Origin of the sequence: Sanguibacteroides justesenii, from assembly GCF_003204205.1 — a bacterium.
Lineage (GTDB): Bacteria > Bacteroidota > Bacteroidia > Bacteroidales > Marinifilaceae > Gabonibacter > Gabonibacter massiliensis.
Window position 1 is genome coordinate 52928 of record NZ_QJPL01000001.1, and the last position, 15239, is coordinate 68166.

Sequence of the window (15239 nt, forward strand, 5' to 3'; positions counted from 1 at the left end):
TTTTTCTTTTATTGTTTTATTAAAACAACTGAAAAGGAAAAACGGGTAGTCAAAATTCAATTTTTTTTAATGAGATAAGTTATAGATCGATGGTGGTGTCTCTGATGATAATTGTGTCGTTTCAGGGGATGCAGGGAATTATTTTAAACAAAGAAGAGAAGGTAAAAGTAGTCTTGTAATTTTTCCCGAAGGAGTTTGTAGGCATTTTTTTTATGGAATTTTACGGTATTTAGGGAGATGTTTAATTGATAAGCGATTTCCGAATTGTCCAATCCATCTAAATGAAGCAAACAAATATTACGACATTGTTCGGGTAGAGAGTCTATAGCTGTAAAGATCATTCTTCGGGTCTCTTCTCCAATAACCGATCTCATATAGTAGTGCTCGGTATCTATTTCTTGTAATGATTCCGAATTGTATTCGTTTACGATTCTTTGATGCTTTAGAATATTCAGGGCTTTGTTTCTTACGGTAGAATACAAATAAGCCTTGATAGATATTTCATCTGGAAAAATGGATCGATTTTCCCATAAAGCCATAAAGGCATCTTGAGTGACGGATTCACTCTCTTCCGAATTATTCAGATGGCGTTCTGCAAAAAGAACCAATGACTTGAAATATTGATCGAATACCTTTTGAAAGTTTATTCGAGAGCCATTATTTAGTATTATATTATAATCTTGATTCACGTATTGTCCTATTCGTTAAGATATCGTGACAAATATGCATATAATTTTTATATTATAAATACTTTTCATTTGAAAAACGAAGTGTAATCATCGAATCAATTCGAGCGTGGTGAGAAATGAATAAAAGCGAGAAATTTTTCTCGCTTTTATTCATCAGGATAACAGTACGTTAAAAGATTCTGTCATGCTGGGATGCGTGTATATGAAATCCCGGAGCACCCTGTAGTCTTGTCCGGTTTTAATAGCCAAAGCAATCGTGTTGATCATCTCGTGGGAATCTGTACAGAAAAGGGTACATCCGAGAATCTGATTTGTTTTGGCGTCTATGATAGCTTTTAGTACTCCCTCTGTTTCCCCTACAGTCAGGGTACGAGGAATGCTGGCAACAGCTAATTTTTTTACCACTATTTCGATTTTGTTCTTTCGGGCTTCCTCTTCACTTATGCCTACCCGGGAAAGGGGAGGATCAATGAATACGGAGTAGCTCACCGGATTCCGGTCTGACGTGTTTCGTTTTTGATCTCCAAATAGATCATCACTAACGATCCGCGAGTCATCCAATGAGATATAAGTGAACTGTAGACCTCCGGTCGCATCTCCCATGGCATATATATGCGGAATATTGGTTCTTAAATGTTCATCCGTTACAATAGCTCCTCGTTCATTGGTTTTTATTCCGGTACTTTCCAGATTTAATCCGGCCGTATTGGGTTTACGACCTGTGGCTAAGAGAACTGCATCTGCTTTTATCTCGGTCCGGGAGGTGTTTTCTGTGGTTTGATAGCTGACGATAGCTGTCTCTCCTTTGTCTTGGATCGAGGTTACTTTTACTCCCATGTAGAATCGTATGCCTTTCTTTTCCAAGACCTCTTTTACATTTGCCGCAATATCCCTGTCTTCTTTGGGAATCAATTCGTTGAATCCTTCGAGAACAGTTACTTCGGAACCGAAAGAGGCGTACATGGAGGCGAATTCCAACCCGATATAACCACCTCCCACGATAACCAGATGACGGGGAAGATCCGCGAGTTCCATGATGGAAGTACTTGTATACACTCGTTTACTCTCTTCAATGCCATCGATAGAAGGTACTATTGTTTCGGCTCCCGTGTTAATGAAGATATATTTTGCTTTCAGTTGAACATTACCTTCCGGCATTTGCACGGAAACCACTTCGGGGGATACGAACGAACCCGTACCGGTATAAACGGTAATATTCTTTTCATCCGCGAGGTTATGGTAATTTTTTTTCCGAAGTAAAGCGGTTACCTCATTTTTCTTTTGGACGGCCTGACGATAAAATGCTCGTTTTTCTTCAAAAGAAGCGAAATCTTTGTATTCATCGATTTTAGCCTGATGTACTAATGTTTTGGTCGGAATACATCCGATATTGATACAGGTTCCCCCGTACATCTGTGCTGAACGCTCGATCATGGCTACCGTCCAGTTGCGTTTGGCTAATCCTGTGGCAAGTGTTTTACCTCCTTTGCCGAAACCGATAATGATGGCATCGTACTGTTTCATAATGAATTATTTCTTCGTTGATTTTTTAATACTCTTTGTGCAGATTCTGAAAGCAATACAACGGCTCCGGCAAGAATGGCCGTGTCCTTAATTACTAAACGTCCGGCCCCACTAAGTAAGGGAAATCCATATTCCCCACTTCCTAAGTCGGGAACCCATACTTCGGGAGTGGTGACGAGGAAAGAGAGGGTCCCAAGGGTCATGACAATGGCCAATAGAGCTCCGATAATTCCTATTTTCGGAAAAAACATGCCTAAAAATACCAATATGCCGATACTCATGATCAGGATTCCTAACCCGTGAGAAAATCCATAAGTGTTATTTTCCTTATGCCAATTTTGTTTTAATTCGTTTCGCTCTCCTTCTTTCATCTTGTAGTTTTTATATTCCGGAGCCTGTTTGTTATAGAAGAAACTCATGAAAGGACTATTGGCCACAAAGGGTACGATCCCTTCCGCTTCGTAATTCCAGAATTTTAATCCTCCTATCCAAACAAAAATAATCAGAATAGCTATACGTGTTAGGTTGATTCCAAGTTGTTGAATCGAGGAAGCAATTTGAAGAAAGGTGTAAAATAGGTTGTTTAATTTTGTTGTCATGTTATTTCCGATTTTGATAGTTAAACTTACGATACAAAAGTCGGATGTTTTATCACGGAAATAAATGGCTATTTTGCCGGATATATTGTCAATTTTTCCCGATCTCTCTTTGTCGGTAGGTAGATATACTCTCTCCTGTCATGTGTTTAAAGAAACGACTAAAAGCGGAAAGATCTTCAAATCCCAGAATATCGGCGATCTCCTTTGCACTTTTAGAGGTGTATAGTAACAGGCGTTTTGCTTCGGCTTCTATTCTTTCGTGAATAATACGCAGGGGGGTAGGCATATGATATACTGCAAAAAGATTGGAGAGGGTTTTGGGTGAGCGGAATAAAAGTTCCGCGTAATCCTGTACTCGTTTCTTTTCTTTAAAATGTTGGTCCACCAATACATAAAATTGCCGAATCAGATTAAAATTTTTCTCTTTTTCCGAACTTATCTCGTATTTATTCTTTGCTATCCGCGTGCAGGTGATGATGAAGCGTTTCAGGAGAATGCGCAACATCTCCTCCTGAAGATTATCGTGTATCCCGTATTCTCCGGCAAACTTTTCGGTAATATCCCGTAAAACGGAGGATTGTTCTTTGGTTAACTGTAATTTCATGATGTTGGAAGTCCCGTTGAACAAAAAGCCGTTACACGAAACTTCATTGTCGTGTCCGTGTATGCAATAAAAATTACTGTTGAACAGTAAAGTTAAATACTCTCCGTCGACCTCCTTTATTTCTATATGATGTAATGGAGTCAAAGAGATGATCTCGTTCGATTGCAGGGTGACGGTAATATGGTCGATTTCCAGTGTTAACGTTCCGTTTTGGATCCAGATAAATTTATAGAGACTGTTGTTTTTTTGAAGGGAAGAATCGGCATGGAAAGCATGAGTTAAACTCATATTTCCGTTTAAACGGGTACTGAAATGATATTCCATGATGCTTGATCAATTTTTTGTAAATATATGAATTTTTGAATACGGATTGAGAATTAGGGTTATAATTCTTATGCCTCGGATCATTTTTGGATGGAAAGTATTACTTTTACGACTTGTTTTTAATAAAAATGAGACATGCGTCAAAATAAACCGACATCTTCAGAGAAAAGAAGAAGAGGAATGTTCTCCGATGTTTCTGCTCGAAAGCGTTATTTGGCAGCCTTACTATTAATTTTGGCGATGGTTGGAATCTCTGAGTTTTGGGGTGAAAAAGAGATCATTTTCCCGGAACTGGCGGCACTTGCCATTGGTATGTGGATTGTTGATAAAAGGGTATGGCGGGTAAGTCGGGTAGGCATGGTTTTATTGATGACTTTAGGTGCTGTTTGGGGTGTATGTCTCGTGCGTTACTCCGTCTTGCCTTTTCTGGTTAACCTTGCTTTTGCCTTCACGTTTGCCGCCATCGGTTTAATGGTAACACGTTCCAGTTTAATCCCGCTGATTTCTGCTTGTATGTTACCCGTGTTGTTGAAAACGGAAAGTTGGATCTATCCCGTGGCGGTTTTTATGATGTCGTTAACCCTTGTATTGGGACAGATTATGATGGAAAAGTGTGGACTTCGGCGGAAAATTGTTTATGTGCCTCCCATGAGAGATCGTAAAAAAGAGGTGTTTAGGTGGGGGTTGCTGTTATGTACTTTGCTGATGATTGCCGTTATACCGGTATATACTTCGCGTATATATTGTATATTACCGCCTTTGGTTGTGACCTACGTGGAGTTTGCCAATTCAAAGGCCGGTTTCAGGAATCGTCCGGTTCAAATTTTTTTATTACTGGTCATTGCTGCCACTCTGGGAACTGTATTTCAGCTTGTCGGACACCTTTATTGGGGGTGGCCGGAGTGTATTGTGGCTTGTATCCTTTTTCTTTGTTTGTTTTTCCTGTTCGAGTGGTCCGGTAAATTTTTTGCCCCCGTCGGAGCGGTTGCATTGATTCCGATGATTATTCCACCGGAAGATTTGTGGTGGTTTCCTTTACAGGTGGCTTTGGGGGCAGCTTTGTTTATAACTGTTGCCATGTTACTCTTTCTGAAATGCTATAAATGGCCGAAATCTCATTTAATCGTATGTATGCTTCCGACCTATTTGCGTCGGATACGTAAGAGGAGAACAGGAAAAAGGGTTGTTAGAGAGACGGAAGCATAGCAGAAGATCAAAGTGAGGCTCGAATACTTGTTTTTGTGGAAAAAAATTCGTAATTTTATAGTGTCCGTTGATGCTATGTGATCGGTGCATTCATCGATGTTTTGATAAAAAACGGAAAGTCGTCGACGTACAGTTCTTTCAGTTACGAACCCATAGCGGAAAGGAGTGCCTATGAGGATTGTTTTAACATGTAATATCGGTTAATTACCCGTGGTTCGCCACAGTTCGAAGTAATGTTTTGAACCCGGAGAAAAGGAGGATGAAATACATTGGAGAAAGAAAAAATCAAATCATTTGACATACTCGATTTTGACGTTGTTAACACAACGATCCGTTGTTTTATAAAATAATGACGCTTAGAGCGTGGAAAATAGAATCCGCAAGAAATACTTGCGGATTTTTTATATAACGGCATCCCGAACAATTGGAATTATAACTTTATTATTTATTATGCGGTAGTCGAGAAGCTTTCTACGTTTAAAATTTATACTTTTCGATTAAAAAATGCACTTTTCGATTTGTCGATTATAATCGACAAATCGAAAAGTACATTTTTAAAAAACGATTTGTACAAATTTTAAATGCAGAAATCGAAAGGGTTTCTGCATTTAAATAATAGAATTATAATACTAATTTATCAGGGTAGCCGGTTTTAAAATCATAAGCTTTTATGGCCTCGTCAGTTTCGAGAGTTAAAATGGCGGCTCTATGGGCTTGTGTACGATCGAAACATTCGGAAGCGTATACCTCGAGCGAAAACAACATTTGTTGTGCTACATTAAGAGGTAATTGTATTTGCGTTGTACCATACCACAGCGTTGTTGTTGTTTTACCGGCCGCAATTTCAGCGTCGAATCTTAACTTTAGACCCGTGCGAGTTTCTTTATCAATCCACATCTGAACACCTTGTATAGTGAAAGAGTTTATTTCTGTTGATCTGTCAAACTCGGTGAGTTGAGCCAATTTTTTATCTTTTTCGTGTGCTGGAGGGTATACCAATACCGGATAATCATTCTGGTCTGAAATTATTATCTTTCCTTCCTCCTGCCCGGCAAGAAGTGCATAATAATGCTCTTCAGAGATTTCAATGCACCCCTCAATTGGCGTGTCGTAGAATCCTTCTTTCCAATATTTCATAATATAAATTTATAAGTTAATAACCGACAGCGATATACATTATGTTAACATCAGCAGTAGGCCCTCCCTCTACTGTAATTTTAGAAGCCGAATACGGTTTTACAGACGTTACATTGTTATTATAGTATTGAAATGCAACAGCTATTTTATAATTTGTATTGCTGAATGATGTTGACAACGTATGCGGAACGGCTTTAATAGAGAAAACTCCCCACTGGATTATCAGGCCGTCTGGAGCTTTATAATACCCGTTAGAACCTAGTGATTTTACGAGAGTTACATTTGAAAGAGTATTGTTCGCCTTTGCGTTCCACGTTGTTTTTTCCGTGTCTGTAACGAATCGATGTGTTGCGTCTGGCGTGATCATTGATGCGGGATGGCTGGCCGGGTGAGTGTAGGCGTTTGCCCCGGCTGCAATACCAGATAATTTTGAACGTTCAGCATCTGTCATGAAACGTTTATCCGTGGTCTCTGTTACTTGTGAAGCGGGATGAGTGTGACTACTCGCCGCTTTCCCGTTCCACGTTGTTTTTTCCGTGTCTGTAACGAATCGATGCGTTGCGTCTGGCGTGATCATTGATGCGGGATGGCTGGCCGGGTGAGTGTAGGCGTTTGCCCCGGCTGCAATACCAGATAATTTTGAACGTTCGGCATCTGTCATGAAGCGTTTATTCGTTTCCTCTGTTACTTGTGAAGCGGGATGAGTGTGACTACTCGCCGCTTTCCCGTTCCACGTTGTTTTTTCCGTGTCTGTAACGAATCGATGTGTTGCGTCTTCGATAATATCCGAAGCAGCCCCGGTAAAAGCGATCTTTTTTAAATCAACAAACCATTTACATACCTTTCCCCATAATATAGACAATTTTTCTCCTGATTCTATATTATTTCGTTCTGTTTCCTGAGAAAATGTCACCGTAACATCCCGGCCATTCCCTGTTTTGTCTAATTTTTCTGTTAGATGAATAGCATCAACAAATTGTCTTACTTCGGATGTTCCTATTTCTAAAAATTTGCCCTCTGACGGTTGAATCACGGAAGCCTGAGCGTAGAAGTTATATGCGATAGGTTTGACTTTATTATCTGCGTATTCCCGGTCTATAACATTATAAGCTAATGTTAGATATAACGGTAAAGTAACTTCATTTTTTCCGGAAAATGGTACAACTTTAAAAGTGTTATTTCCGTCTTGATCTATCCCGGATAAAGCAACATACCCGGGTGATACATTATACATGCCATTATTCGCTACTGAAACTTCACACCCTTTTATCACGCAATTCCCGTATTTTTCAAAAAACGAATCAATTACGTTCAGGGGTTCTTTTTGGAGATCGATAAAATCTTCCCCTGCCCACTTCCTGACTCCCGGTACTTGAATATGTCTTTTCATATCATTTAGTTTTGAATGATTTTATATTTAACTAATGCCTGCTTGTAATTCTCTATTTCAGCCTGAACCAGATTGATATCGACCTCGGGAGGGATATAAACAATAAAGTCAGCATTTCCGAATTGTTCCCTAATCTCTCCGGTCAGGGGAATACTTGTAAAAAATTCATACTGATTGCCGATCTGAGGCATCATCGTGATCCCCTCACGTTCTAACCCAACTAACAGCAATCCATCCGCGAATGTTATAATTTTAATCGCTATCGGTTGGTTATATTTTTTCCGCAAATAACCTTCAAAAATTTTTACCTGACTGTTTACATTTAACATCATTCTCGTGTTGTCTCTCCATTTGTAAAAGTCATCAAACAGGTATTTTAACGGGTTTAAGAACGAGCGTAATAGTGTTAATCGGACTATTTGCCGTTTATGGGGAGGTAGAAGTTGCCTAACCAGATTGTATATATTTATATTTGGTGTCATTGTTGAAGTTCTTTAATTGAGTAGAGATTGAGTTCAGAATCACTCGAGTATTCAAAATATCCACTTTCTAACTCCGCTACCACTTTTATTGTTTTGAATATTGAATCTGATACTCCTTGTCGTTCAATGGAAACCAGCTCGCAAGTGATAACACCTTCCGCGGACATTACAGCATCAACAAGTTTTTGTGAATATATCATACTATCGAATCCAAGATTTTTTTTAAAATCGTCGAGAGCCGCTAGGACGTTTGAACGAACGAGAGTATTAGGTATTGCCGGGTCAAACCAGACTGATATATTATATCGTACTTTATCCTCGCTTGTAGATATTATCTCCGTGGTTACTCCAGCGAATTTTATCGCGTCAATATATCCCGAGAAATTATATTTTTCGGATAGAGACAGGGGAATGATTTTACCGCTTGAATCAATTTTTGCGGCCTTGATTGTTAATTTATTTTGCTTTTCTGATATCGCGACAATCTTGATAATTCGTGCAGATTCATCTTCGGTTGCATAATAAAGCATCGCAGTTTTTTTATCGAAAAGTAACTCGTGTTCATTTTGAAACCTGTAACACATTTCAGCGTACCAACGCACGGTTCCGGGGGTTATTTTATTTGTTGCCTCGTTTACCTCTTTACGAAATAAATCGAGGATGACCTCGAAAGCGTGTATGGCGGAGGCCTCGACATACGTCCACAGCCTCCATTCGGCTACTTTTGAGGCTGATAATTTTAAACCAGATTTTTGCAAGTCTGTTATAATGTCGTTCTGTATCTGTAAAATCGCACGTGCCATTGTTATAAATTAAAAGTTGTTACCTCGTTAGTAATCTCTTTAGTTACACTCGTTTTTATAAATTGGCTATCAGGGTTTACTTGTAATTCAAACCCGGGTTCTACCGGGGCGTCGAGATAAAACGCTCCATCTGTCAGGTAGTTTATACCTAAAGCTGTTAGAGCCGTTTTGTCGTTACGGATATTTGGATTATTATTTAAAATTTCTGATATTGCCTCGCAAGAACCGTAATTTTCGATAGCGAGATCGAAGATTGTCTGATTCTGTTTAACTATTATTACTTTCATATTCAGCTTCAATCGTTAATTCATTGTTAATGATTTTGATATTCTTTACTTTCATGCCGTCTGCCGTGTATTCTTTCCGAACGGTTCGTAAAAAGTTTTCCGGTTCCGTGTCGTTTAGATAGTTTATTGTTCCAACTCCCAACGTTGGAAATTCTTTATAATGTCCTTTATCGGCAAGAAGAATATCTCGTTGATGTTGCCCGGTGGATTCTGAATAAATCAGATCGCCAGAATTGAATTCTATATCCCCATCTTGGGTTTGTGTAATATCTGTAACCATCATGAAATAATATAGTTAAATTTTCCGGTCACCGTCCCACCGGTTGGGGGGGCAACTAGGCCAGTTACATAATCGATTTGCACGCTTTTAATGGCATTTATAACCGCATCCGCTATTTTGTCTGCAACCTTGTCAATTGCGTCCTCTCTGTCTTCTTGTTGGTTCATTACCGTGACAAAAGCTGTTTTTATTTCTTTTTTTATAGTTGCTTTTTCAAGTGCCATATTGTTTATTCTAAATAGTTTACCAAATCCTGTTTTATTTTTAAAAATTCTGGATTATTAATTGGCACGGATGATGGGCCCACGGCCGTTGAGACTGTTAATTTCATTATAGCGTCTAAAAGATCGTTTAGCGTCTTTTTTAATCCAGATTTTCCTTTGTCGATAGTTATCCCTCCCGGGGTTGTTTTAATTATAGAATCATTAGCTTTTATAGTGCACCCTTCTTCAGAAGTTTGGATAATAATATTTGAAACGGTATAGATGATTTTACTTATTTCTGAAAACATGGAAACGAAATAACGTTCGTCCATGATTTTGCTAACCAGAACAATACTTCCAATCTCCGGGATCATCACGAAACCTTTTAAATCAGATTTTTCAATGGAGTATAATAAAATATTTTCGTAATGAATGTTATTCATTTCTACTGTACAAGTTCGAGTAGTTTCGTTCACGGCAATCACTTCCCCGTAGAAATTTATTGTTCCAGATTGCCGGAGACGCTCGTTAAATAATTGTCTTAGGTTATCAATTTCTTTACTCATCTTTTAAACTTTTATCCCGATTTCGACAACTCGACGTGCCCCGTTCGTGCCGAAAGTTGTCTCAACGCTTTCTATATAATAACGCCCGTCTCGTTCCTTGTATTGCTCGTCGTTTATTTCCGCTATCATGGTAGGTGCTGCATACGGGAACAGAAACGTTTGTATTTTCCCCGTGTAACCATCATAACTATGCCTTTTCAATTCTGCTTTAGCTAAAGCCGCTAATTCGTTTTGATCTTTAACATCATAGAAATATAGTTTCTTTTCAGTTCCCTCCTCGTTTCCGGCGGTTGCCTCTACTTTTGTCCCATCCCGGTATATACAAGTAGCCTTAATCTTTAATTTGACGTCTTCGGCTTTTTGAAACTTTAAATCGTCATCCTTAATGACGTTTTCCCGAAGTTTGTATTTTACAGTTTCTCCTTGTACTTTAAAAGGTTCAGAGGCGTATATCTTCCCGGATAAATCGAAGAATATAGATAATCCATAGGCAGTTTTTAACTTGCCTAAGACCCAAGAAACGGGTTTGTTCGGAACCTGAAAACTATCTAGGGTTAAAGTTACGACATGCCCGATTTCTAGCCCGCAAGTTTGTAGAACTTTGGCAAGGGTTGTTTTGCCCGAGAAAGTAACACTCTTTTTCCGACACAAGTAAAAAGAGTCCTCGCAGATGATTTCAAGTGGTGTTTTTAAATTTAATTGTTTTACATATCCTTTAAATTCAACGTTATAATTATTATTATACCCGAGTTTAATTAATACGATGTCTCCCGTTTTTATTACCTTTGCCGTTTCTATGGCGGCAACCGGTTTTCCTTGTTGCTTTAACACGGCCGTAACCGGTACTTTAATCGTGGCAGTTGCCCCGAGTTCATGTATCGATCGTTTTATTCGGACGTTGTTTACACCCCCGAAAATCTTTCCTCCTATCTCTATTTTGCTGCAAAACGTGTACATGATCGTTTTATTGTAATGTTAGTTCAAAAGCCCTATCCGTGACTAGTTCAATTTTTACCGCTTGCCCGTCTTCGACACCGGGAGTTGAAGGAAAACTAAAATCTGTTATGACAACCTTGTCCTCGAGATCAAGTAATAAATCGGTAAAAGCGGAGATTAGCTCTATCGTTTCGTTAATATTTATTATATCTCTTAACCGTGTTATTTTTTCTTCCGGGTATTTTCCGTTTTCTCCTTGTATGAAAGCCGCTATTGATATTTTATAGTCTCCCATGCTGATAAGTTCTTTAACAGAACCTTTTCTCCCGGTTAGTGGGGTTTCAATAATATTCTTTTTTCCGGTCACGGATATAACGGCATAGTCCAATTCAAACATGTTATTTTCAGATTGAATAGACGGGTGTTTAAGTGACACGGGCATAAAATACCACCTCCCGAGCGAGTCTTTGGCGTATAAACGAGTACCTTTAACGTATTCTTCACGGGTCGAGGCTTCCGGGCTAAGTTCATATTCTTCTCTTTTTCCAGTTCTGGAACGAGAGGGGAGGAAAGAACCGGGAAAAGGGAGTCCCCTGTGCCCGATTATACTTGTTAGTAGGTCTGGAATATTGTACTTGTGTCTCATACCTCGTAATTGTCAAAAATGCTTGTTAGAGTTTGTTGTATTTTTTCCTCGATCTCGTTTATACCTTGTTGATCGGTATTTTGAATGTTAATAACGACCTGATCGCAGTATTTATCAAAATAAATGTTCCGGGAATTTCTTGTCTCGTGGAATTTCTCTTCACGTGAAAAAGAACCCGAGATAGACGGGAATTCCGGTGCTAATTTTGAGTTTTCTGTTTTCGTGAAAGTTCCACATAATAAGGCGATACTGGCCACGGAAACAGCGATCTTCGTTATCCCTGATAATGTTGAAGCCATGGCGTTTGAAATACTAGAGACATTTAAATTAATTGATTTCAATAAATTCTCTTTTTCCTCGTAATTCGTGTTGTCAACAAGTGTTTTCCCGGTAGCGGCTTTTGATAATTCAGTCGCTTTATTCATTTTGTTGTCTGTTTTGATACCCTGCAATTTCACGGGGGATAGGCGTTCCGTGATAGCGGCGTATGACGTTGAGCCTTTATAATCCGTGTTAATTTTGTTCAGGTCGATAGTTTTTCCTTTTCCTGTTTTCCCGTTTAATTTCCCGATCAAGTTGTCAAAATTTATAGCGGGTTGTTTACCCGGTATAGAGGGAGAAAAAGTTCCTTCTTTTCCCGGTTTCGTGTCTTTATCTTGCTTTTGCAGGGATAACTCCCATATTAGAGAATTTTTTGTTTTCTCTGTTAATTCTTTTACCCGTTTTGCCCCGTCAATGATCGCCTGTTTTCGGTTTTCCATGTCCCCGTTAATTTTTTGGATCATCTTTTGATTCTCGTTTGAATTGCCTAAACCGACGGCTTCTTTAAACTTGTACCAGCCTAGTTTGATCGTGTCTAAACCGAGCATGAAACCGTTCGCGAGGGTGTTCCATTGAAATTTGAAAGTTTCAACGAAAAGTTCCCAAATGTTTTTCATGAAATTGACGATAACATCCCATTGTTTGCCCCAACCTTGCACCTTGGAGCAGCAGGCCACGATAGCGGCAATAAGGCCGATCACGAGGGCAACTATCCACGCGAGGGGACAAGCGTAAAGGGCGGCATTCAACGCCCATTGCATTGTTGTCCATCCCCCGGTAGCCACCGCCACGATCCCGTCCCACAAAACTTTTGCTTTCGTTATTAAGATGGCCCGAGCAGTCCATAGCTCGTAAGCGGCAAGAGCTATTGTTAAAGCCCCTAGAGCTGACGTTAATCCCCACGCTAGCGGGTTGCCTTCTTGCAAGTAACCTATCCACCCGGAAAAAAACGAGATTATCCCGTTTATGATAGCACCTATTCTATTTAATATAGTTCCAAGCAAATCAATACCGACGCAAATTACCGGGAGGACAATTTCCCCAACCTGTAAACCGATAGCTTTAAACTGGTTACATAATTCCGTGGCTTTTTGTACCGGGTTTTTGGAAAATTCCAAAGCCGCTACCGTTTCCCCGGTAGCGTTCGCCGTGGCGTCCATCGCCGTGGATAGTTTTTCGATATCGGCTCCCATGATGGCAAATGCAGATTTCGCTTCTTTATCCACGATCCCAATTTTTTCGAGAAAAGTGGTTTTTTGCTCGTCATTCATCCCGGCCATTACCCCGCCGAGGTCTCTAAAAATAGAGACGATTCCTCGCATTTTGCCTTGTGCATCGAATATTTTTACTCCCGCTTTTGCTAAGTTTTTAGTTATGTCCGTTTTACTCATGGAGGCGAACATGTTAGACATTAACACGGATGCTCTAGCTGCATCCTGACCTTTTCCCGTCATGTAGGCAAAAATCCCGGCAACATTTTTGTAATTAACCCCGAGGGCATCGGCCCCGGCGATAAGTCCCGGCATGTATTGCGCGAAGTTTTTAAATTCTCCCGCCCCGACACGTTTAGCGGCAAAGAACGTGTCTAAAATTTCCTGAGCCGTGGCGTTTTTTGTCCCGACGATTGAGAGGGTTTGTGCTAGAGCTCCCGTTACCGTGTCCAAGTCAACAAACCCGGCCTTGCTTCCTTTTAGTGAAGCGTTTAGGATTTGCAGGGAAGATTCGACTTCGCCTGTTTGAGAAATAATCTTCTCGAAACCGTTTGGTACAACCGTTATATCCGCTTTGTTCTCCTTGGCGATTTGTTTTAGTTTACTTTTTAAACCGTTTAAACCTTTCTCGTCAAGCTGGGCGGTTATATTTACTTTAGCCATGCCTTCCGAGAAATTCATTGCCTCTTTTCCCGTGAAAGTGAAAGCGGCAGCCCCTAACACGGGAGCGATAATACCTTTAAGCATTCCCCCGACATCGTTTAAATACTTTTTCAGTTTGCCACTTTTCCCGGCATTATCTAACCGGGAAACCTGTTTTTCTAACCCGCTTATTTCCCTGTTATATTGTTTTATTAGTTTTAGATTAGAAGGGTCAATAAGTTCTTTTTCTTGCTTTAAAAGGTCTATCTTTTGTTTAAGGTTAAAGATATTATTTCCAAGATCGGAGGTAGTCTCGTTTAAGGTTTTCGCCTTGTTTGCGAGGGAGTTTAGGCGAGTGATCGTAACCTCGGAGGTTCCGGCAACACGTTTCATCGTGCCGGAAACTTTATCTTGTAAACTGATGATATACTCGTAAGTTGCTGCCATTTTACCCGCCTAAAATTTTGGAAATTTTTTCAAAATACCTGTTTTCTATCCAGATTGACATGTAGACATATTCGCTCCATTCCTCGTCGGATAGCTCGTCCGGGTTTAGATGAAGATGAGCCCGGATCAGGGCGTTCGCTTCTATTAGCCAACTGTTTTTTCCTAACCCGGCCTCGCTTATAGCTTTTTTAGGGTGGCCTCCTTTATCTCTATAATTTCTGAGAGAACACCAGAAACACCCAAAAATAAAGCATCATCTGTTTTTATTTCCTCGTCGCCGGTAATCCAACAGTTGGTTAAAATTATCTCGTTATATTTTAACGGGTCTTTTTGTCCGACCGTGGCGGCTGCCGATAACACTTTTCGAGTTGGTTTTTTCAAGTAGCAAATTTTATCTTCAATCTTTACTTCGAAAATTTCACCGTGTTTCGCTTTTAATTCTTCAACTTGTTTTCGTGTTAGTTTTTCCATTGTTTAATTCGTTTTTAAAGAGTAATTAAATGGTATTTAAACGGTAGCGGTGACATCGTAATCGATGTCAAGTGCCAGAAACGGTAGCGCGTGTTCTGATTGCGTGTCGCCTTCTTTCATGCCTGCGGGTAGCTCGGAAATAGACACGCAAACAATTTTGTCCGTTGTTATGGCCACGCCATCCATGTAGGAAACAAGAATATCGAAGTCAACATCTAAAATGTCCTTGTATCCTTTTTGCCGGGCAGCCTGATTTAAAGCGATAATTTCACTTTGCATCAAGGTTATTGTTCCCTCGATCTCCCGTTTCCCGTGTTGAATACTTTTTGCGTGACGGCCAGACCCGAATTTAGCTTCTTTCGCTTTTTTTGTTTTGTACTCGATTCCCGTTATTCCAGTAACAGGACGCCCGAATAACGTTACGATAATGTCTCCCCAAGCGTATTCTTTGTTATTAATTCTAACCATGAT

Annotated in this window: 18 protein-coding genes; 1 reads left to right on the forward strand and 17 read right to left on the reverse strand. The window is 39.8% G+C overall.

The window, feature by feature from the left end; translation table 11 throughout:
- Positions 1-143 precede the first annotated feature (143 nt).
- The 4 genes from DMB45_RS00170 to DMB45_RS00185 all read right to left on the reverse strand — a co-directional run bounded on the left by DMB45_RS00170 (position 144) and on the right by DMB45_RS00185 (position 3740).
- Positions 144-689 (reverse strand): RNA polymerase sigma-70 factor, encoded by a 546-nt coding sequence (locus tag DMB45_RS00170; RefSeq protein ID WP_082027491.1) that lies wholly within the window; start codon positions 687-689, stop codon positions 144-146.
- 153 nt (positions 690-842) lie between these two features.
- Entirely contained in the window at positions 843-2213 is a 1371-nt protein-coding gene (locus tag DMB45_RS00175; RefSeq protein ID WP_110688313.1) for an FAD-dependent oxidoreductase, read from the reverse strand.
- Positions 2210-2812 (reverse strand): DUF417 family protein, encoded by a 603-nt coding sequence (locus tag DMB45_RS00180; protein ID WP_041504997.1) that lies wholly within the window; start codon positions 2810-2812, stop codon positions 2210-2212. The genes DMB45_RS00175 and DMB45_RS00180 overlap by 4 nt, the downstream gene beginning before the upstream one ends.
- An 88-nt stretch (positions 2813-2900) precedes the next feature.
- A complete protein-coding gene (locus DMB45_RS00185; protein ID WP_041504996.1) occupies positions 2901-3740 on the reverse strand; it encodes a helix-turn-helix domain-containing protein in 840 nt (279 codons plus the stop codon).
- A gap of 135 nt (positions 3741-3875) precedes the next feature.
- Here DMB45_RS00185 and DMB45_RS00190 point away from each other — a divergent pair, with 135 nt between their 5' ends.
- Positions 3876-4946: an HPP family protein gene (locus tag DMB45_RS00190; RefSeq protein ID WP_237143263.1), complete on the forward strand. Its 1071-nt coding sequence runs from the start codon at positions 3876-3878 to the stop codon at positions 4944-4946.
- A gap of 621 nt (positions 4947-5567) precedes the next feature.
- On the opposite strand, the gene DMB45_RS00195 is transcribed toward DMB45_RS00190, so the two are convergent.
- The 13 genes from DMB45_RS00195 to DMB45_RS00255 all read right to left on the reverse strand — a co-directional run bounded on the left by DMB45_RS00195 (position 5568) and on the right by DMB45_RS00255 (position 15236).
- Positions 5568-6083 carry a DUF4376 domain-containing protein gene (locus tag DMB45_RS00195; protein ID WP_110688314.1) on the reverse strand — a complete coding sequence of 172 codons (516 nt, stop codon included), beginning with the start codon at positions 6081-6083 and terminating at the stop codon, positions 5568-5570.
- A 16-nt stretch (positions 6084-6099) separates the two neighbouring features.
- Complete coding sequence (locus DMB45_RS00200; RefSeq protein ID WP_110688315.1) at positions 6100-7473, reverse strand: gp53-like domain-containing protein; 1374 nt, start codon at positions 7471-7473, stop codon at positions 6100-6102.
- Positions 7474-7478: 5 nt separating this feature from the next.
- A complete protein-coding gene (locus DMB45_RS00205; RefSeq protein WP_110688316.1) occupies positions 7479-7955 on the reverse strand; it encodes a hypothetical protein in 477 nt (158 codons plus the stop codon).
- The gene (locus tag DMB45_RS00210) at positions 7952-8758 is read right to left on the reverse strand and encodes a hypothetical protein (protein WP_110688317.1); all 807 of its coding nucleotides are present in this window, start codon (positions 8756-8758) and stop codon (positions 7952-7954) included. The genes DMB45_RS00205 and DMB45_RS00210 overlap by 4 nt, the downstream gene beginning before the upstream one ends.
- Before the next feature lie 2 nt (positions 8759-8760).
- The gene (locus tag DMB45_RS00215; RefSeq protein ID WP_110688318.1) at positions 8761-9045 is read right to left on the reverse strand and encodes a hypothetical protein; all 285 of its coding nucleotides are present in this window, start codon (positions 9043-9045) and stop codon (positions 8761-8763) included.
- The gene (locus DMB45_RS00220; RefSeq protein WP_110688319.1) at positions 9026-9328 is read right to left on the reverse strand and encodes a hypothetical protein; all 303 of its coding nucleotides are present in this window, start codon (positions 9326-9328) and stop codon (positions 9026-9028) included. The genes DMB45_RS00215 and DMB45_RS00220 overlap by 20 nt, the downstream gene beginning before the upstream one ends.
- Positions 9325-9549: a hypothetical protein gene (locus tag DMB45_RS00225; protein ID WP_110688320.1), complete on the reverse strand. Its 225-nt coding sequence runs from the start codon at positions 9547-9549 to the stop codon at positions 9325-9327. Before DMB45_RS00225 ends, DMB45_RS00220 begins: the two co-directional genes overlap by 4 nt.
- Positions 9550-9554: 5 nt before the next feature.
- The gene (locus tag DMB45_RS00230) at positions 9555-10094 is read right to left on the reverse strand and encodes a hypothetical protein (protein ID WP_110688321.1); all 540 of its coding nucleotides are present in this window, start codon (positions 10092-10094) and stop codon (positions 9555-9557) included.
- Positions 10095-10097: 3 nt separating this feature from the next.
- Positions 10098-11051 carry a hypothetical protein gene (locus DMB45_RS00235; protein ID WP_110688322.1) on the reverse strand — a complete coding sequence of 318 codons (954 nt, stop codon included), beginning with the start codon at positions 11049-11051 and terminating at the stop codon, positions 10098-10100.
- 7 nt (positions 11052-11058) lie between these two features.
- Complete coding sequence (locus DMB45_RS00240) at positions 11059-11676, reverse strand: DUF6046 domain-containing protein (protein WP_110688323.1); 618 nt, start codon at positions 11674-11676, stop codon at positions 11059-11061.
- Positions 11673-14297, reverse strand: coding sequence for a phage tail tape measure protein (locus DMB45_RS00245; protein WP_110688324.1), 2625 nt, complete (start codon positions 14295-14297; stop codon positions 11673-11675). Before DMB45_RS00245 ends, DMB45_RS00240 begins: the two co-directional genes overlap by 4 nt.
- Before the next feature lie 177 nt (positions 14298-14474).
- Positions 14475-14768 (reverse strand): hypothetical protein, encoded by a 294-nt coding sequence (locus DMB45_RS00250; RefSeq protein ID WP_110688325.1) that lies wholly within the window; start codon positions 14766-14768, stop codon positions 14475-14477.
- Positions 14769-14804: 36 nt separating this feature from the next.
- Positions 14805-15236 carry a hypothetical protein gene (locus DMB45_RS00255; RefSeq protein ID WP_237143264.1) on the reverse strand — a complete coding sequence of 144 codons (432 nt, stop codon included), beginning with the start codon at positions 15234-15236 and terminating at the stop codon, positions 14805-14807.
- Positions 15237-15239 lie beyond the last annotated feature (3 nt).